Below are 18,281 nucleotides of genomic sequence, written 5' to 3' on the forward strand. Positions count from 1 at the left end.
CGACACGCGTGATTGGGGAGCCGACACGCGTGTTTGAAGGGTCGACACGTCCCTGCAGGGTCAACACACGTGCCTGCGGGGTCGGCTCACGTGCGTGAAAGGTCGAATCGCGTACCCAGCCGGACGACACACGTACGGACCGGACGACACGCGTACCCAGCTGGACGACTTGCGTACTCGGTTGGACGACTCGCGTGTCGTGGGCGGGTTAGGGGGTTGGTTCGGTCGGGTTGGCTTTTCGGGCGAACCAGTCGATGCACGTGGCCACCGTCGCTGCGGCGGCCAAGAGCAGGGCCGCCTGGGTCACCGGGCCGTAGGCCCAGTCCTGGCCGTGGCCCAGCACCCGGCCCGTCACCGAGACCGCCGCCGCCAGGACCATGCCGCCCAGGGCCAGGAACCTCGGCGCTCGCTCCGAGAACTGGCGCGCCAGCAGGCAGGCGATCAACAGCACCACCGGCAGCATCCCGCCCAACGCGACCAAAAGCCCGATCAGCAGCACCGGCACCAAGACCGCACCGCCCGCCACGACCGGGAACGGGCGGCGGCGAGCCGGCCAGGCCACTCCCACCAGCAGCGCCAGCACCGCCAGAGCCCCGATCAGCAGGTCCGTGCGGTACGACGCGTCCGGCGTGAACGAAAGGGAGACCACGCCGCCCGCCCCAGCCGGGACGATCCAGGCCTGCTGCCAGCCGTCCACCCGGGTCCGGGCCAGGTCCTTGCCGTCCAAAGTGGCCACCCAGCCCGCGTTCGCGTTCTCCGGCACCGCGAGCACCGACTCGTCGCCCGGGGCCACCGTCACCGACCGCGACGTCGCGTCCCACTGGCCGATCTGCACCGCCCGGTGCGTCACCGGGGCCGCAACCCCGGAAGAAGGCCGCAGCCACAGGTCCTGGACCACGAACGAGTCCGAGCGGTCCGTGCGCAGCTCGTGCCCGCCGGGCGCAAGTTCGACGCCACCCTCGGAGTCGCGGCACATCGTCAGCGGCAGCGGCCGGTGGTCGGTGATGTCCGACAGCGTGCCCGTCACCGACGTCCGGTAGTCGAGGCCGTCCAGGTGGACGTTCGGGCCCGCGCCGCAGGGCACCGTGAACGCCGGGTCCGGCCCCGGCAACAGGCCGTCCGTGCCGGACAGTTCCAGGCTGCCGATGCCGACCACCGCGCGGGCCGCGGGATCGTCGTCGTCGCCGGGCACGATGATCTGCAGCTGGTCGGTGTCCAGGGGGTCGAAGGAGCCGGACCCGCTCGCGTCGAGCTGCACCGTGCGATTGCCCGTCTTGCCGACCAGCTCCACCTGCCGCGGCGCCTTCGCCCCGCTGGACGGCGAAACCCCGATGTGCAGCCCCGTGATCCGCTTCGGCGCGGTCCACCCGAGCGTCAACGTCGGCCGCAGGTCGGTGACGTCGGGGCGCCACGTCGTGCCCGGGTCGCCGTCGACCGCGGCGAACCCGCTCGCCGCCGGGTCGCCGCCCAGCTGGGAAGTCGAAGCGACCGTCACCCCCGGCAGGGACACCGGGTTCTTGCCGCCGCCCGCGGGCAGCACCGAGCCGCCGAGCAGGAACGTCGCGTCCGCGGGGGTGCTGAACAGCCGCCGGATGCCGTCGGGTTCCTCGCCGTCGCGGGCGGACGTCGCGTCGCAGCGCACCGCGCCGCCGTCCGGGAGGCACGCGTACCGCGGCTGCGCGCCGCGCGTGAACGCGAACCCGGGCGCCGCGCCGGTGGGCAGGTCCGCGGGCACCTCGAGCGCGCGCTGCGGCTCGGTGCCCGGGATGTTCAGCTCCGCGATGCCGACGTTGCCGTCCTGCCGCCCGACCACCAGCGACAGCAACGTGATCCGCACCTTCGTGGTGACCCCCGCGGCGACCGGGTAGCTGTGCGCCCCCGCGCCGCGGATGACCTGCTGGTCGACCGAGCCGTTGTCGGTGGTGATCCGGACGCGCGTCGCCGGCCAGCCGACCCGCAGGTCGTCGACCATCTGCAGGTCGACGGCGGTGACCAGGCGCGGGGTGTCGAGCTCGACCTCCAGCCACTGCCCGACCGGGCCGGTGAACGACGACGACACCCACGCCGTGCGCGGGTCGCCGTCGATCGCGGCGAAGGGCTGGTGGCTCGGGTCGGAGCCGCCGAAGGCGTCGGCGAACGACGCGGCCGTCGACGCCGTCACCGAGCGGATGCCCCGGTAGGCGGCCACCGTCTGGTGCTCCTGCCCGGGGAACGGCAGCACGTCGCCGGCCGCGCGCTGCTGCCGGAACGCCTCGCCCGCGGTGAGGGTCTGGCTGAGGTTGTCCCGTACGCCGCCGACGTTCCGCTCGGCCCGGCGCAGCCCGTCGGTCACCAGGCGCGGCCCGCCCGGCGAGCCGCCGTCGCCGGTGAGCACCGTCGGCGTCGCCGGGTCGAGCTGGCCGGAGTCGATCAGCGGGATCAGGTTCTCCGGGCCGCCACTGACCGTCGGGACGTCCTTTGTGGACGTCGCGGTGGCCAGCGGCACCGGCCGCTGCACCTGGTAGATCTCGAGCGGCCCGAACGTCGCGGCCTTGCCGATGCCCGGCGACCCCGCCAGCCCCGAACGCAGCGTGGCGACGGACGGGGCGTCGGTGCGCTCCCGGTCGATGTCGTTGCGCAGCATGAGGAACCGGTAGCCGGACCGCGCGAGCAGCGCGGCCAGCCCGGGATCGCCGCGGCCGTCGGCGAGGGCGGCGTCGACGGAGTCCATCAGCCGCGTGTTTCCTTCGGACCCCAGCGGCACCTGGTTGCGCACCGCCCACGGGCTCTTCGCGATCGCCTGCGCCGGCTCGTCGACCGTGCGGCCCCAGTCGTACTCGCCGAAGCCGGTCGCCGGCAGCAGCAGCGTCCGCGCGTTCGGGTCGGCCTTCGCGACCCAGCCCGTCGCGTCGTACCAGTAGTCCGGCACCTCGTCCCAGCCCGGGCCGGAGCGCAGGTTCAGCAGCCACGCGGGCGCGGCCATCACCAGGATCAGCAGCAGGCCCAGCGCGGGCCGCAGGAACCGGCGCGCGGACTTCACCCGCACCGGACTGGAGATCCCGTGCACGAACGCGAGCATCAGTGGCAGCCGCAGCACCGGCTCGAACTTGTGGACGTTGCGCAGCGGGGCCAGCGGCCCGTCCAGCAGGTGGCGGACCTGCTCCGCGACCGGGCTGTCGAGCGTGCCGACGTACCCGATCGTCAGCAGGGTCAGCCCGGTGACGACGCCCAGCACGAGGAACCGCCGCTCCGGCAGGCCACGGCGCGTCAGTCCGAACAGGCCGACCCCGGCGACGAGCCCGGTCGCCAGCATCAGCACCGGGTTGTCGATCAGCGACCAGCCGCCGGGCCACCAGGGGGTGCCCTGCACGACGTAGGCGACCCACTGGTTCGTCCCGCGCAGCACCTCGAACAGCGACATCGGCGCGGTCGTGTTGGTCGCGGACTCGATGTAGTCCAGGAACGGCAGGCTGTACTCGCCGAGCAGGAGCAGCGGCAGGATCCACCACAGCGTCGCGCCGGCGACGAACACGGCCCACCAGACGACGAGCCGGACGTGCTCGCGGGTCCACTTGCGCGTCAGCAGCCACAGTCCCGGCAGGACCAGCGCCATCACGACCATCGCGCCGTTGACCCCGCCCATGCACAGCACGGCGATCGCGGACAGCCCGGCCGCGCGCCGCGGCGAGCCGGTCACCCCGGCGCGCACCAGCGGCACCAGCACCCACGGCAGCAGCACCGCGGGCAGCATCTCCGCGGACAGACCGCCGATTTCGGTCAGCATGCGCGGTGCGAGCGCGTACCCGAGCGCGCCGATCAGCCGGGTGCGCTCGGTGCCGATCTTCATCGCGCGCGCCAGCAGCAGCGCGCCGCCGAACGCGGCCGAGAGCAGCAGCGCGCCCCACAGCCGTTGCGTGACCCACGCGGGTACCCCGGCGGCCTGGCCCAGCGCGAAGAACGGGCCCATCGGGAACAGGTAGCCGTAGGCCTGGTTCTGCAGCTCGCCCGCGGTCGCCTGCGGGTTCCACAGGTGCAGCGCGCGGCCGAGGAACGCGAGCGGGTCGACGGCCAGGTCGAGCTTGGTGTCGAACGTCGTCTTCCCCGGCATCTGCAGGAACGACAACGTGGTCAGCGCCAGCACGATCCACGTGCTGGGCCGGCGCACGAAACCGCCCGGCGAGAACTTCCGGGCGCGCTCCGAGGGCGGAGCGTCGTCCCGGGTTCGTTCGCGGGTGGCGGTTACCATCCGGTAGATACTAGGCCGAAACCTGGCTACCATGTGCCGACGATTTTCCGCGGTCCCCGACTTTCCTGGGCAGGTGCGTCATTCCCTCCGAAAACACGGCGTTCGACGACGCCTGGGCCCTCGCCGAGCCCGTCAAGGGCTGGATGACGCGCGCCCAGGGCCAAGCGCTCTGGGACGCCGCGCGCCGCTTGGAGAAGGGCGACGTCGTCCTGGAGATCGGCAGCCACCAGGGCCGGTCGACGATCGTGCTCGGCGCGGCCGCGCGCACGGCCGGGGCCACGGTGATCGCGGTCGACCCGTTCGTCGACGGCCGCCTGTTCGGCGGATCGCCGACGCGGCAACTGTTCGAGCGCAACGTCCGCGAGGCCGGGCTGGACGACGTCGTCGAGCTCGTCGCCGGTTACAGCACGGCACTGCGCCCTGACTGGGACCGGCCCATACAGCTGCTTTACATCGACGGCAAGCACGACTACTGGACCTACACCGACGACCTGCGCTGGTCGGAGCACCTGCCGCCGGGCGCGGAAATCCTGGTCCACGACTGCTTTTCCTCGATCGGCGTCACGCTCGGCACGATCGCGAAGGTCCTCTTCGGACGCCGGTACACCTATGTGGACCGCGCGACGTCGCTGGCGCGGTTCCGGCTTTCGCCACCGTCCACGGCGGACCGGCTGCGGGTGCTCGCCCAGCTGCCGTGGTTCGCCCGCAACGTCGTGCTCAAGGTCCTGCTGCGCCTGCGGCTGCGGCCGGTGGCCCGCCTGCTGGGCCACGACAGCCCGTTCGACCCGTACTGAAGGCCTACTGGGTCAGCGGTTTCCCGACCTCCATCTTGGCGAGGCACACCGGCGCGCCCGGGCTCGAGAGCTGGACGCCGATGTGGTCGAACAGGCCGTCCACAGGCAGGAACATCGAGTGCAGGCCGGCCTGGAACCAGACCGGCGTCCGCTTGCCCTCGAGGTCGATCAGGCCTTCCCCGCCGTCCGAAGTGAAGTAGTCCACCTTGAGCAGGTGCCGGCCCAGCACCGCGGTGTCGAGCGGGATCCGCACGAGCGTCTCGCCGATGGTGTAGCCGCAGTTCGGCACCGGGCCCGTGACACCGCGGGAAACCGGGGCGACGCCGGTGATCCGGTGCGGGGTGCCGTTCGCGTCGAGCAGGTGCATCCGGCTGGTCGGCTGGTCGAAGTGCGCGCCGGGCAGCAGGCCGACCACCCGGGACGCGAAGGAATCCGCCCCGAACCATTCGAACACCACGTCGGACGGGACGAAGTCGTCGTAGAACACGAGATCCGGGTCCTCGGCGATCGCGGCCCGGACGTTCGCGACGTACTGGCCCGCGTGCTCGAACCGCATCCCGGGCGACAGCTGCAGAAAGCCCACAGTGGAGCTCGCGAGCAGAAGCACGCAGGCGACTAGGGCGATCGGCCGTTCGCGCTTTCCGCCGGACGGCGCAACTTCGCCGGGGGCCAGGAAAGCGAACGCTCCACAAAGGGCGGCCGCCAGCGCCAGCTCGGCGAGGTACCGCGGGTCGTCACCGGCCGCGGGGCCGACCTCGCGCAGCCGGGTCAGCGCCAGCAGCGCGACGTCGACGGCGAGCAGGACCCCGAACAACGCCCACGCCCGCCACGCCCGGCGGCCACCCGCGCGCACCCCGGCGATCAGCACGCCCAACGCCGCCAGGAACACCACGACGACGACCCCGAACGGCGACGGCGCCCAGGTCGCGCCCGGCCCGGGGCCGGACCACGGGCCGCCCGCGAGGCCCGGGAGCAGGGTGTCGCCGAGCATCCGGCCGGTCAGGTCCGCGACCGACCCGGCGGACATCGGCGTGCCGCCCGGTGCCACCTGGCTCGAGGTCACCGTGAGGTAGACGGTGACGAACGCGGCCAGCAACAGGACGTGCCCGGCCCAGTAGCGCGCCCGGTCGCGAAAGGACTGTCCGAGCAGGACGGTCACCCCGGCCAGCACCAGCGGGATCACCGCGGCCTTTTCGTAGAACGCCAAGCCGAAGACCGTCCAGGCGAAGGTGCCGATCCACCAGCGGCCGCCGTCCTGGAAGTACCGGACCTGCGCGTGCAACGCGCCGGCCGTCGCCAGCACGACCGGCACGATCTGGACGCCGTAGGCCCACCACAGTGTCGGGACCAGCAGCAGCGTCGAGGCCGTGAACACGGTGAACGGCACCAGGATCGCCCACCGGCGGCCGAAGCAGCGCACCAGCAGGCACCAGAACAGGACCGTCATGAGCGCGCGCATGATCAGCAGCGGCAGCATCAGCAGCGGGAAGTTCAACGGCGCCCACGCGGTCAGCACCGCGGCGAGGAAGAACCCGCCCGGGGTCAGGTGCCCGTGGTAGTCCTGGAACAGGAACCCGAGGTCGAACGGCCCGGCTGCGGCCGCCCGGTACGTCACCACGAAGTCGTCCTGGGCGAAATTCCCGTGCAGTGCCGCCCAGGTGTGCAGCACGAACGGGACCAAGCCCGCGACGAAGGCGGCGATCACCACCGCCGGGACTCTCCGGCGCACCCGCGGCTCTTCGGTCAGCTCGTCAAGCACGGGGGCCTCACTTCTTGCACGCCGGTGGCTGGCACATGAGCTTGCTCAGCGCCTGGTAGAAGACGTCGGAGATCTTGCGCGGGTCCGGCGTGGTGAACGATTCGCCGCCGGTCGCGGCCGAAACCTGCTGCAGCTCCTTGGCGTCGATGTCCGGGCCGATGCCGATCCCGATCACCGGCAGCGGTTTGCGCGGGTCCTGCAGCCTGCCGAGCTCGGCCAGCAGGCCGGGCAGCCCGATCGAGTCGCTGTCCTCGTTGCGGCCGTCGGTGAGCACGACGACGACGTTGATCCGGCCGAGTTTCCAGCTCTGCCGGGCGTTCTGGTACGCGGCGAGGATCGAGTCGTACAGCCCGGTGGCGCCGCCGGGCTTCGGCTTGACCGCCTGCAACGTCGCCAGGCCGCCCTGCGCGAGCTGGTCCGCGATGGACCGCATCGGCAGCAGTTCCTTGTAGTCGCGGTCGCCGTCGAGCTTGGTGGAGAACAGCCACAGCCCGAGTTCGGTCGTCGGCTTGAACAGCCCGAGGCCCTGCGTCGCGGCTTCCAGCGTCAGCGCCATCCGGCTGCGGCCGGTGCCGGGCACGGTCGCGGCCATCGAGCCGGACACGTCGAGCAGCACCTGGACGCGGGCGCTCAGGTTGGCCCCGGCCCAGGCCTGCAAGACGCCGTACATCGCTTCGGGGGTGGGCGGGCCGACCGGCCGCGACGCGGAGCTCGTGCGGGTGTCCGGCGGCCGGTCGCCCAGCAGCTGCCCGGCCGGCGTCCGGAACCCGGCGTCGGCGAAGGCCTTTGTGGCCGTTTGGTCGAGCAGCAGCCGCAGGAACCGCTCGGCCGCCGTGCGCGACGCCTCCGACGCGCGCGGCAACACGACGTACGGGTAGTCGAAACTGGGCACCCCGACGGCGGGGTAGGCGGCGACGAGCTTGCGCGCCAGCACGGACTGTTCGGACGCGGGTGACGCCGTGAACGGCTCCCTCACCGCCGACAGCTTGCGAATCTCCTCGGTGAACGCCGCGGCCGGGTCGGGCGCGTCCTTCGTCAGCTGCTGCAGGCCGATCAGCGCGGCGATCGCGGCCGGGTCGCGGCCCGGGTCGGGCAGCCCGACCGGGCTGCCGGCGACGACGTCCGACCAGGACGGTGACTTCGCCGGCCACCCCGCCTGTTTCGCGACTTCGTCGGTCAGCGCCAGGACCACGGGTGAGCTCGCCACCGACTGACCGGTCTCCGGCAGGTTCCACGCGCCGCCGTCGCGGGCCTGCAGCAGCCAGGTGCTCGACTCCGGCACCCAGACGTCGGGCCCGTTCGCGCCGTTGGCCTCGAGGGCCGCCGCGGTGGCCGTCGACGCGCTGGCCGTGACCTCCACGGTGTAGCAGTCGGGTCCCGGCACCGACCGGGCCAGCGCCGTGAGCACCGGCGCGATGTCCGGCGCCGCGGTGATGCGGACCGGTGTCGTGGTGTCACAGCCACCGCTCGCCAGGCGGTTCCTCAGGTAGTCCACCCCGAACCAGGCGAGCAGGGCCACCACGAGCAGCACGCTGAGGACGACGACCCGCGCGTCGATGCGCCGGGCCCACGCCGGGTGTGCCGCCATGCACGTACCTTCCCTCGTAAAGAGTCTGCAGCTTGCCAGCCGGGTGAGCGGGAAGCCAGAGCCGATAGCGGAAAGTCACCGTCGCCGGATGAGGTCGTGGTGAAGGAATTGCGTGGTGCCGCCGAGTTGGTGACAGACAGGAACTGCGTAACATTTTGGCTTGACGCCCGTCCCACATGGGTAACAGCACGATGGCGGATCGCGAAGACGATTTCGCCGTCCCCGAAACCGGCGATGTGGCACCGAACGGAGACTCGACCCGTGCGCACGATGTACGACGCGGTCACGGCCGCGAACATCCCCGCCGGCGGACAACTGGTCGCGGGATACATCGACAAGATCAAGCTGGAACCGTGGTCGGCCGCCGACTGGGCCCGTTTTCCCGACGCGATCAAGGTCACGATCGTCAAGAAGGCGAGCACGAACGACGGGCACGTCCTCGACGTCGAACCCGGTGACGCCACCCCGGCCGAGGCGCCGGGCTGGGTCCGGATGCGACGCGCGGCGGGTGCGGACCCGACGGTCTACTGCAACCTTTCGACCTGGCCGTCGGTGCGCTCGGCGTTCTCGACGGCCGGCGTCCCCGAACCGCACTACTGGATCGCGCACTACAACGGCGATCCGACCATCCCGGACGGTGCCGTCGCCAAGCAGTACCGGGGCGACGTCGCCCCGGGTTACGACGTCTCGTCGGTCGTCGACTTCTGGCCCGGAGTGGACGGCAAGGGTTCCGACTCGACTGGAGTGGAGATCATGGAGCGCATCACCGTCACCCCGCCGAACGCCGAGCAGAACACGGTGCGGGTCTTCCTGTCCGGCAGCCCCGGCGCGGCCGTGGTCGTCCGCCCGCGGCTGGGCGGCGACGGTTTCTCGAAGCCGATGTGGATCGGCGACATCTTCGCGTGGGGCAACGACCACAACGGCGTCGGGCACAACCCGGCCCAGACCTCGGGCTACAACTCGAAGCTGACTTCGCACCGGCGGTTCGACCTGCCGGGCGCGATCTGGGCGGACATCACCTACAGCTCCACGGACCCGTTCGAGATCGACATCGTGGGATAGCTCACGCGGGCGGCAGGGCGCGGCACAGCACGTCGATCGCCTCGGCGTAGGCGGGTTCGGCCGGGGTCGCGTACCCGACCACCAACCCGTCCATTGTGGACATCGTGCTCGCCGGGTGCCGGAAGGCGGCCAGTCCGTCGAGCGCGAGGCCCTGCCACGTCGCGGCCGTCACCGCGGACTTCTCGGTGCCCGGCGGCAGGCGCAGCACGGCGTGCAGGCCGGCGGCGACGCCAGTGGGCACCACGTGCGGCGCCTGCGCGGCGAGCGCGTCGACGAGCAGGTCGCGGCGACGGCGGTAGCGCTGGCGCATCCGCCGGATGTGCTTGTCGTACGCGCCGGATTCGACGAATTCGGCCAGCGTCAGCTGGTCCAGCACGCCCGCCCAGGCCTCGCGCTCGCCCTTCACCGCGAGGACGGCGTCGACGAGGTGCTCCGGCAGCACCAGCCACCCGAGCCGCAGCGCCGGTGAAAGGCTCTTGCTGACCGAGCCGGCGTAGACGACGTGGTCCGGGTCCAGGCCCTGGACCGCGCCGATCGGCTTGCGGTCGTAGCGGAACTCGCCGTCGTAGTCGTCCTCGACGACCACCCCGCCGGTCGCGCGGGCGTGGCCGACGACGGCGGTGCGGCGGTCGTGGTGCAGCGGCCCGCCCGTCGGGAACTGGTGCGCGGGCGTAAGCAGCACCGCGGCGACGTCCGCGGTCAGCTCGTCGACGCGCGCGCCGTTTTCGTCCAGCGACAAGGGAATCGTCGGCACGGACGCGGCCGTGAAGATCGAGCGGTGGAAGGCCAGGCCGTAGGACTCCACGGCCAGCGGGCCCGGCAGCACCGCGGGGAACAGCAGCCGCAGCGCGTGCGCGAACCCGGAGCACACGACGATCCGGTCCGGGGTCGTCCGCACCCCGCGAGCGCGGGCGAGGTACCCGGCCAGCGCCTCCCGCAGTTCGGGGCGGCCGCGCGGGTCGCCGGGGCCGAACGCGTCGTGCGGAGCGACGTTCAGCGCGCGCCGCGCGGCGGCGAGCCATTCGGTGCGAGGGAACGACGTCGCGTCCGGCTGGCCCTGGCGCAGGTTGTACCGCGGCTTCGGCGGCCCCGGCGCCTTCTTCGGCGTCCGGGCCGGCGCGAGGGGCTCCGCGCGGTCGGCGACCCGCGTCCCGGAGCCCTGGACGGCGGTGAGCCAGCCTTCGGCGACCAGCTCGGCGTAGGCGTCGGCGACGGTGTTGCGGGCGAGCCCCAGATCGGCGGCCAGCGAGCGGTACGGCGGCAGCCGCGTGCCCGGGGCGAGCCGCCCGGTGCGGACGGCGTCCCGCAGCGCCGTGATGAGCACGGCCCGGTTGCCGCCGGTGCCGGACAGCTCCAGGTGCAGGTCAGCCCCCAGCCGCTCACCTGAATTGACCCATGAATCCGGCACGAAAATGCACCCTACACGGCGGTCACTTCGGCTCTAGATTTTTGCTCATGACGCACCGCATCAACTTCGCCAAGACCGCACCGAAGGCCTTCAAGGCCCTGATCGGCTTCGACGCCGCCGCCCGCGCCGGGCTCGACCCCGCGCTGGTGGAGCTGGTCCAGATCCGGACCGCGCAGCTCAACCGCTGCGCCTACTGCCTGCACATCCACACCTCGGACGCCCGCAAGGCCGGCGAGAGCGAACAGCGGCTGCACATGATCGCCGTGTGGCACGAGGCCGCGAACTTCTTCAGCGAGCCGGAGCTGGCCGCGCTGGCCCTGACCGACGCCGTCACGCTCATCTCGGCGGGCGGTGTCCCCGACGACGTCTACGCCCGCGCCGCCGGGCAGTTCGGTGAAGAGGAGCTCGCCCAGCTGCTCGCGCTGATCTTCACCAGCAACACGTGGAACCGCATCGCCATCACCACGGCGAAGGTGCCCGGCACGGACGAGCGGGCCTGATCCGGGAAACGCGGAAGAACCACCATCCCCCGGCGATGGTGGTTCCTCCGCGCGTGGTCCTCAGTCCGCGAGGGCCAGCAGATCCTCTTCGACGACCGGCTCCTCGGCCACGCGCTTCCGCGCCACCAGACCGGAAATCGCGACCAGCAGGCCCAGCACCGCGATGCCGGTGACCACGCTCAGCGCCGGCGTCAGGCCGGTCAGCAGCGCGGCGGGTGACGCCTCACCGCCGCCGTTGGCGGTCAGGACCGCCGTCACCACCGCGAGGCCGATCGCGCCACCGACCTGCAGTGACGTGTTGAGCAGGCCGCCGGCCAGACCCTGTTCGTCGTCCGAGATGCCGTTCGTACCCTGGATGTTGAGCGACGAGAACGCCAGCGTGAAGCCGATGCCCAGCAGGATCATGCTGGGCAGGACGTAGGCCGCGTACCCCGAGTGCTCGTCGACCCGCAGGAACAGCGCGTAGCCGATGACGTGCGCGACGACACCCGCGAAGATCGTGCGGGGCGTGCCGACGCGGTCGATCAGCGGCTCGATGCGCGGCGAGCCGAACGCGACGATCAGCGCCGCCGGCAGGAACCCGAGGGCGGTCTGCAGCGCGGACCAGCCCAGGACCCGCTGCAGGTAGAGCATCACGACGAACTGGAACCCGATGTACGCGCCGAAGAACAGCGCACCGCCGAGGTTGGCCCGCGCGAGCGGTCCCGAACGCAGGATGCCCAGGCGCAGCAACGGGTGCGCGCTGCGCTTCTCGATGAGGACGAACGCCGTGAGCAGCGCAAGGGCGACCACGAACGTGATCAGCGTGCGCGGGGAGGCCCAGCCGACCTGCGGGGCTTCGACCACGCCGAACACCAGCAGCAGGGAGCCGACGGCGCCGGTGATCGCGCCCGGGAAGTCGTACCCGCGGCCCTCTTCGCGGCGGTAGGACGGGATCAGCTTCCAGGCGGCGGCGAACGCGAAGACGGCGATCGGAGCGGGGAGCAGGAACGTCCAGCGCCAGCCGACCTCGGTCAGCAGCCCGGAGAAGACCAGCCCGGCGGAGTACCCGCTGGCGCCGAAGACGGCGAAGATGCTGATCGCCTTGTTGCGGGCGGGGCCTTCGTGGAACGTCGTGGTGATGATGGACAGGGCGGCCGGCGCCGTGAACGCGGCGGCGAGCCCCTTGACGAACCGGCTCGCGATGAGCAGCGCGCCGTCGTCGACGAGGCCGCCGAGCAGCGAGGCCAGCGCGAACACGGCGACCGCGACCAGGAAGACGCGGCGGCGGCCGAGCAGGTCGGCGGTGCGCCCGCCGAGCAGCAGCAGCCCGCCGTAACCCAGCACGTAGCCGCTGACGACCCATTGCAGCGCGGCGGTGGACAGGCCCAGGTCGGCCTGGATGGCGGGGAGGGCGACGCCGACCATCGACACGTCGAGCGCGTCGAGGCCGATGACGATGGACACCGTGAGCAGGACACCCCAGAGGCGCGCGTCCCACCGGGTCGAGGTGGTGGACAGGTCCGCGGAAGAACTCATGACGGCGACAGTACATGCATACGCATTTAATGTCTAAGCATCTTATGTGTTTGCATCTGATGCCTGCGCATGCTAAGTTGGTCGCCGTGAGCGACGTCGCTGAGCAAGGCCTGGTCGAGGAGTGGCACGAGCTGCTGGCCCGCTATTCGGCCGTGTTCAGCACGCTCGAGTGCCGCCTGCAGGAGCGCCACGGGATCGGCGCGAACGAGTTCGAGGCGCTGGAACGCCTGGCCACCTGCGACTTCAAGTGCCGCTCGGCCGACCTCACCGGCGCGATCCACCTGAGCCAGAGCGCCACGTCCCGGCTGGTCGCCCGGCTGGAGAAGGAAGGCCTGGTCCAGCGCGCGCTGTGCGACGCGGACCGGCGCGGCATCTTCGTGACGATCACCGACGCCGGCCAGGAGAAGTACCTCGCGGCCAAGCAGACGCACCGCGAGGTACTGAACGAGACCCTGCGCTGAGCGCTTAGCCGACCGGACCTTCGGCCGCCGTCACCTGCAGCTGTTGTGACGCCCCGGACGCGCCCGACACCGTCAGCGTCAGCTGGTCACCCGGGTGGTGGGTGTCCATCACGTTCGTCAGGGTCGTCGCCGAGTCGATCGGCTGGCCGTTGATGGCCGTGATGACGTCCCCGGCCGCGAGGCCCGCCTTCTGCGCCGGCCCGCGCGCGACGACGTCACGGACCTGGGCGCCACCGCCCTGGCCGTCCGCCACCGAGACGCCGATGAACGCCGTCTTGCCGATGTGGATCTTGTCCGTCGCGGTGCCCGCGACGATCTGGTGCGCGATGTCGATGGCCTGGTTGATCGGGATCGCGAAGCCCTGACCGCCGGCGCCGCTGCGGCGGCCGTTGAGCTGGTAGCCCGTCGACGCGGCGGTGTCGACGCCGATGACCTGCGCGTCCGCGTTGACCAGCGGCCCGCCGGAGTCGCCCGACTCGATGTTCGCCTTGACCTGGATCAGGCCGGTGAGCTGCTCGGACGACCCGCTGGACTCGTCCGACGCGGTGATCGACTGGTCCAGCGCGGCGACCGTGCCCGGCGCGGGCACCGGGTCGCCGCCGCGGCCGCCCGCGTTGCCCAGGCCGAGGATCTGGTCGCCGACCTTCACCTTCGACGAGTCGCCGATGGCGGCGGTCGGCAGCCCGGAGGCGTCCTCGAGCTGGATGACCGCGACGTCCTCACTGCGGTCGTAGCCCACGACGTGCGCGGTGTAGGTGTCGCCGGTGCCGATGCTGGTGACCTTGATGCTGGTCGCGCCGGCCACGACGTGGTTGTTCGTCAGCACCTCGCCGTCCGCGGTCAGCACGATGCCGGTGCCCGCCGCGGCCGCGCCCTGCAGGCCCAGCTCGGTGTTGACGTTGACGATGGCCGGGTTGACCTTCGCGGCCACGGCGGCGGCGTCGAGCACCGTGGCCGACGTGCTGGGCTGCCCGGAGAAGCCGAAGTTCTGGTTGCCGGAGGCACTGGGGCTGTTCGCCGAGATCAGGTGCCCGATGCCGAGCCCGGCCACGACGGCCAGCGCGATCGCGACGACGGCCACCGTCAGCGCGCGCAGCGGGCTCCGCTTGCGCGGCGGCGGCTGGTAGGCGGGCGGCGGGTAGGCGTACCCGGGCCCCTCCTGGCCGTAGAAGCCGTGAGGGCCGCCTTCGGGGCGGTAGGCGTCGTAAGGGTGCCCCTCACGGCCGTACGGCGGCTGGGCGTTCGGCTGCGTGTACTGCGGCGGGTACGGGCGGCCCCACTGGTCGCGCGGCTGGCCCTGGGGCTGGTAGTAGCCAGGCTGGTAGTAGCCCTGCGGGTGCTCCCCCTGGCCCTGGCCGTAGAACTCCTGGCCATAGGAGTCTTGGCCGTAGGAGTTCTGGCCGTACGGATCCTGGCCATAGGGGTACTCGCCGCCCTGCGGCCGCCGGTCGTACTCGCTCATGCCCTTGCTCCCAGCCCTCGGCAAGTCTTCGCCCTGCCAGCAAACGCCGCGTTCCTGAGAATTTCCTTGTCCGGTTCCATGGAGTTGCTGTGGATGTACCCACCCGAACGCCGGGACCGGTCCCGTGTGAGCGACGTTACCCTTTCCGCATGAAGCGCACCGCCGTGCTGGTCGCGGCCGCTTTCCTGGCCGCCGGCTGCAGCGGCACGACCGGCGGGACGCCGTCACCGGCGTCTTCGGGCTCGACGTCGGTGGCGGAGAAACCGCACCAGTTGGCGTTCGACGTCTCGGGCACGGCCGTCGTCACCACCCTGACCTGCACCGTCGACGGCAAGACGACGGAGGAGAAGAACGTGAAGCTGCCCTGGAGCCGCACGTTCAGCTTCCCGGCGCACACCGGCAAGCACGAGTACCAGGTCGTCATGCAGTACTCGGACGGCTCGGTGAACGCCACGGCCAAGGTGGACGGGCGGCTCCAGACCAGCAGCAGCGGCGGCGGGGACGGCGCCGGAACCCAGTCGATGAACGGCGACTTCACCGACTGAGCGCCACCCCCGACCGGATCCCCTCGGTGACGCGGTCCGCGCGCTCGCAGATCTCGCCCACGGTTGCGACGGATTCACGCAGTGCTGTGTCTTCTGGCAGACCCGCTAGCTGAACCTCGATGCTGACCCGGGCCGTCACCGCCGCCGCGCGCGCCGCTTCGGCCGCCGCCGCGAGGTCCGTCACCACCCGCGGGTCCGGGGGTACCCGCTCCACCAGGTCCAGCACCACCGCCGACGCGGCGATCACGTCCGCGGGTGGCACGCACGCGTTACGCCGGGCCTGCTGGTCGTCCGGCCGGGCCCGGCCGACGGTCGCGACCGCGTGCGCGGCCTTCTCCGCCAGCCGCAGCGCGTGCATGCTCAGCGCCCGCGCCTCGGCCACGACGTCACGGTCCCCGGCACAACCGGCCACCAGGGCCGCGGCCTGCGCGACGTGCAGGGCCGCCGTCGCCCCGCCCCCGGGTGACGCGTCTCGGGAGGCGAGGGCCTTCAGGAAGTCGCTCATGATCTGGTCACGCATGACTCACCGCCGAATCCGTTCCATGGCCGGGTCGAACAGGGGCTCCGCCGTCACCGTCGCCGGCACCCGGCGGCCGAAGTACTCGATCTCCACGCCGCTGCCGACGTCCACCGACGCCGGGAGCCAGGCGTAGGCGATCGGCTTCCCGATCGTGTAGCCGTACGCCGCGCTCGTGACGTACCCGGCCGGGGCATCGTCCACGAACACCGGTTCCTTGCCCAGCACCACGGTCCGGCCGTCGTCGATCGTGAGGCACCGCAACCGGCGTGACGCCGTCTCCTCGCTCCGGCCCTCGATCGCGTCGCGCCCGAGGAAGTCCCCCTTGGCCGGGCGCACCGCGAAGCCGACACCGGCCTCGTACGGGTCGTGCTCGGTGGTCATGTCGGTGCCCCACAACCGGTAGCCCTTCTCCAGCCGCAGGCTGTTGAACGCCGCGCGCCCACCGGCGATCACACCGAGCGACTGCCCAGCCGCCCACAGCGCGTCCCACAACCGCAGGCCGTTGTCCGCGCTGGTGTAGATCTCCCAGCCGAGTTCGCCCACATAGGACAGTCGCATCGCGACGACCGGCACCCCGGCAATCCGCGCCCGGCGCGCCCGGAAGTACTTCAGCCCGGCGTGCGAGAAGTCGTCCTGGCTCAACGGCTGCACGAGATCGCGAGCCAACGGCCCCCAGAGGCCGATGCAGCACGTGCCGCCGGTGGTGTCCCGGACCTGGACGCCGTCCGGCTTGTGCTTGAGGAAGTGGTCGACGTCGATGCCGCCGTTGATGCCGACCTGGAAGAGATCCGGGCCGAGCCGGGCCACCGTGACGTCGCTCCGGACACCACCCGCCGAGTCCAGCATCAGCGTGTAGGTGACCGACCCGACGGACTTGTCGAGCTGGTTGGTCGTCAGCGACTGCAGGAACTCCAGCGCCCCCGGGCCGGAGATTTCCACCCGCTTCAACGGGGTCATGTCGTAGAGCGCAACCTTGTTCCGCGTGTGCCAGGCTTCGGCCGCCGCGATCGGCGAGTGGAACTGCGACGACCAGCCGTCGCGCGCGGGCGGCAGCCAGTCGTGCGGCAGCTTCTTCAGCAGCGGCGCGTTGGCCTCGAACCAGTGCGGCCGCTCCCAGCCGCCGGCCTCCAGGAACACCGCGCCCAGCTCGCGCTGCCGCACGTGGAACGGCGTCACGCGCAGGTCGCGCGGGGAAAGCTTGGGCTGCAACGGGTGCAGGATGTCGTAGACCTCGACGAAGTTCTGCTGCGCCGTCTCGTGCACATAGGACGGTGCGAGCTGGACGTCCTCGAAGCGGTGGACGTCGACCTCGTGCAGGTCGGTCTCCGACCGGCCGTCGACGAGCAGCTCCGCGACGGCCTTGGCGATGCCCGCGGAATGCGTCACCCAGACGGCTTCGGCGAGCCAGAACCCGCGGACGTCGGCCGATTCGCCGACCAGCGACTGACCGTCCGGGGTGAACGAGAAGATGCCGTTGAAGCCCTCCTCGACCTTGGCCTGACGGAGTGCGGGCAGCAGCAGCTGGCTCTGTTCCCACGACGGCGCGAAGTCGTCCTCGGTGAAGGGCAGCATCGACGGCATGGCGCTCTCGGTCACCGAAGGGTCCAAAGTGGACTCCTCGACCGGCATCGGCCGGTGGGCGTAGGAGCCGATGCCGATGCGGTCGACGTGCTCGCGGAAGTACAGGTCCTGGTCCTGGTGCCGCAGGATCGGCATGCTCGCTTCGACCTCGTCGGTGTTGCGACCCACCAGCTCGTCGATCCGCCCCGTCTTGACGTACTGGTGCGCCAGCGGCAGCAGCGGGACGTCCATCCCGACCATCGCGCCGATCTCACGGCCCCAGAACCCGGCGCACGACACGACGACGTCGGCCGGGAAGTCACCCTGGTCGGTCCGGACGCCGGTGACCCGCCCGCCTTCCTGCAGGACGTCGGTCACGCGCGTCGAGCCGATGAACCGGGCACCCCGCGCGGTGGCCCGCTCGGCGAGGACTTCGACGGCTTTCGCGGCCAGCGCCAGCCCGTCGGTCGGCACGTACAGGGCGCCGAAGACCTGCGAGCCGTCCAGCAGCGGCCAGCGGCGGACGCACTCCTCCGCGTCGATGAGCGAGCCGGGCACACCCCACGACGTCGCCCAGCCGTGCTTGCGCTTGAGGTCCTCCCAGCGCGCCGGGGTGGTCGCGACCTCCATGCCGCCGACCTGGTTGAAGCAGCCCAGCTCCAGGAACTTCTCGACGGTGTACTTCGCGAACTCCGTCATCGTCTTGGACGGGTTGGTCTGGAACACCAGGCCCGGCGCGTGCGACGTCGACCCGCCGGTGCGCGGCAGCGGACCTTGGTCGAGCACGGTGATGTCGGCCCAGCCGCGAGTGGTCAGCTCGTCGGCCAGGTTCGCGCCGACGATGCCGGCGCCGATGATCACGACTTTCGGTGCGGTCAT

General features: G+C 71.6%; 13 protein-coding genes. 5 read left to right on the top strand and 8 right to left on the bottom strand.

The window, feature by feature from the left end:
* Positions 1 to 208 precede the first annotated feature (208 nt).
* Complete coding sequence (locus VA596_RS00270; RefSeq protein WP_323322335.1) at positions 209 to 4,225, bottom strand: alpha-(1->3)-arabinofuranosyltransferase; 4,017 nt, start codon at positions 4,223 to 4,225, stop codon at positions 209 to 211.
* Between the two features lie 143 nt (positions 4,226 to 4,368).
* Here VA596_RS00270 and VA596_RS00275 point away from each other — a divergent pair, with 143 nt between their 5' ends.
* Positions 4,369 to 5,019 carry a class I SAM-dependent methyltransferase gene (locus VA596_RS00275; RefSeq protein WP_323322337.1) on the top strand — a complete coding sequence of 217 codons (651 nt, stop codon included), beginning with the start codon at positions 4,369 to 4,371 and terminating at the stop codon, positions 5,017 to 5,019.
* A 4-nt stretch (positions 5,020 to 5,023) separates the two neighbouring features.
* Here the strand turns inward: VA596_RS00275 and VA596_RS00280 are convergent, their stop codons facing one another.
* Together VA596_RS00280 and VA596_RS00285 are read right to left on the bottom strand one after the other, a co-directional pair.
* Positions 5,024 to 6,778 carry a glycosyltransferase family protein gene (locus VA596_RS00280; protein WP_323322339.1) on the bottom strand — a complete coding sequence of 585 codons (1,755 nt, stop codon included), beginning with the start codon at positions 6,776 to 6,778 and terminating at the stop codon, positions 5,024 to 5,026.
* A gap of 7 nt (positions 6,779 to 6,785) precedes the next feature.
* Positions 6,786 to 8,366, bottom strand: coding sequence for a substrate-binding domain-containing protein (locus VA596_RS00285; RefSeq protein ID WP_323322341.1), 1,581 nt, complete (start codon positions 8,364 to 8,366; stop codon positions 6,786 to 6,788).
* A gap of 261 nt (positions 8,367 to 8,627) precedes the next feature.
* Here VA596_RS00285 and VA596_RS00290 point away from each other — a divergent pair, with 261 nt between their 5' ends.
* The gene (locus tag VA596_RS00290) at positions 8,628 to 9,428 is read left to right on the top strand and encodes a glycoside hydrolase family 25 domain-containing protein (protein ID WP_410171829.1); all 801 of its coding nucleotides are present in this window, start codon (positions 8,628 to 8,630) and stop codon (positions 9,426 to 9,428) included.
* Position 9,429: 1 nt separating this feature from the next.
* Here VA596_RS00290 and pdxR read toward each other — a convergent pair whose 3' ends face one another.
* Positions 9,430 to 10,836 carry a MocR-like pyridoxine biosynthesis transcription factor PdxR gene (pdxR, locus tag VA596_RS00295; protein WP_323322343.1) on the bottom strand — a complete coding sequence of 469 codons (1,407 nt, stop codon included), beginning with the start codon at positions 10,834 to 10,836 and terminating at the stop codon, positions 9,430 to 9,432.
* A 47-nt stretch (positions 10,837 to 10,883) separates the two neighbouring features.
* Here pdxR and VA596_RS00300 point away from each other — a divergent pair, with 47 nt between their 5' ends.
* Entirely contained in the window at positions 10,884 to 11,336 is a 453-nt protein-coding gene (locus tag VA596_RS00300; RefSeq protein WP_323322345.1) for a carboxymuconolactone decarboxylase family protein, read from the top strand.
* A gap of 60 nt (positions 11,337 to 11,396) precedes the next feature.
* Here the strand turns inward: VA596_RS00300 and VA596_RS00305 are convergent, their stop codons facing one another.
* Positions 11,397 to 12,854, bottom strand: a complete 1,458-nt coding sequence (locus VA596_RS00305) for an MFS transporter (RefSeq protein ID WP_323322347.1) — start codon at positions 12,852 to 12,854, stop codon at positions 11,397 to 11,399.
* A gap of 86 nt (positions 12,855 to 12,940) precedes the next feature.
* Here VA596_RS00305 and VA596_RS00310 point away from each other — a divergent pair, with 86 nt between their 5' ends.
* Positions 12,941 to 13,315: a MarR family winged helix-turn-helix transcriptional regulator gene (locus VA596_RS00310; protein ID WP_323322349.1), complete on the top strand. Its 375-nt coding sequence runs from the start codon at positions 12,941 to 12,943 to the stop codon at positions 13,313 to 13,315.
* Between the two features lie 4 nt (positions 13,316 to 13,319).
* On the opposite strand, the gene VA596_RS00315 is transcribed toward VA596_RS00310, so the two are convergent.
* The gene (locus VA596_RS00315) at positions 13,320 to 14,777 is read right to left on the bottom strand and encodes a S1C family serine protease (RefSeq protein ID WP_323322351.1); all 1,458 of its coding nucleotides are present in this window, start codon (positions 14,775 to 14,777) and stop codon (positions 13,320 to 13,322) included.
* A gap of 149 nt (positions 14,778 to 14,926) precedes the next feature.
* On the opposite strand from VA596_RS00315, the gene VA596_RS00320 reads away from it, so the two are divergent.
* On the top strand, positions 14,927 to 15,322 hold the full coding sequence (locus VA596_RS00320) for a hypothetical protein (RefSeq protein ID WP_323322353.1): 396 nt from the start codon (positions 14,927 to 14,929) through the stop codon (positions 15,320 to 15,322).
* Here the strand turns inward: VA596_RS00320 and VA596_RS00325 are convergent.
* On the bottom strand, positions 15,312 to 15,842 hold the full coding sequence (locus VA596_RS00325; protein WP_323322355.1) for a cyclodeaminase/cyclohydrolase family protein: 531 nt from the start codon (positions 15,840 to 15,842) through the stop codon (positions 15,312 to 15,314). The genes VA596_RS00320 and VA596_RS00325 overlap by 11 nt on opposite strands.
* A gap of 3 nt (positions 15,843 to 15,845) precedes the next feature.
* Positions 15,846 to 18,281: a GcvT family protein gene (locus tag VA596_RS00330; protein ID WP_323322357.1), complete on the bottom strand. Its 2,436-nt coding sequence runs from the start codon at positions 18,279 to 18,281 to the stop codon at positions 15,846 to 15,848.

The organism is Amycolatopsis heterodermiae (genome assembly GCF_034929455.1).
In the GTDB taxonomy this organism is placed as follows: domain Bacteria; phylum Actinomycetota; class Actinomycetes; order Mycobacteriales; family Pseudonocardiaceae; genus Amycolatopsis; species Amycolatopsis heterodermiae.

Bases quoted from the DNA above. Each gene is read 5' to 3' on its own strand.
- VA596_RS00330 (WP_323322357.1), bottom strand. From the start codon at position 18,281: ATGACCGCACCGAAAGTCGTGATCATCGGCGCCGGCATCGTCGGCGCG.
- VA596_RS00315 (WP_323322351.1), bottom strand. From the start codon at position 14,777: ATGAGCGAGTACGACCGGCGGCCGCAGGGCGGCGAGTACCCCTATGGC.
- VA596_RS00325 (WP_323322355.1), bottom strand. From the start codon at position 15,842: ATGCGTGACCAGATCATGAGCGACTTCCTGAAGGCCCTCGCCTCCCGA.
- VA596_RS00275 (WP_323322337.1), top strand. From the start codon at position 4,369: ATGACGCGCGCCCAGGGCCAAGCGCTCTGGGACGCCGCGCGCCGCTTG.
- VA596_RS00305 (WP_323322347.1), bottom strand. From the start codon at position 12,854: ATGAGTTCTTCCGCGGACCTGTCCACCACCTCGACCCGGTGGGACGCG.
- VA596_RS00270 (WP_323322335.1), bottom strand. From the start codon at position 4,225: ATGGTAACCGCCACCCGCGAACGAACCCGGGACGACGCTCCGCCCTCG.
- VA596_RS00320 (WP_323322353.1), top strand. From the start codon at position 14,927: ATGAAGCGCACCGCCGTGCTGGTCGCGGCCGCTTTCCTGGCCGCCGGC.
- VA596_RS00300 (WP_323322345.1), top strand. From the start codon at position 10,884: ATGACGCACCGCATCAACTTCGCCAAGACCGCACCGAAGGCCTTCAAG.
- VA596_RS00285 (WP_323322341.1), bottom strand. From the start codon at position 8,366: ATGGCGGCACACCCGGCGTGGGCCCGGCGCATCGACGCGCGGGTCGTC.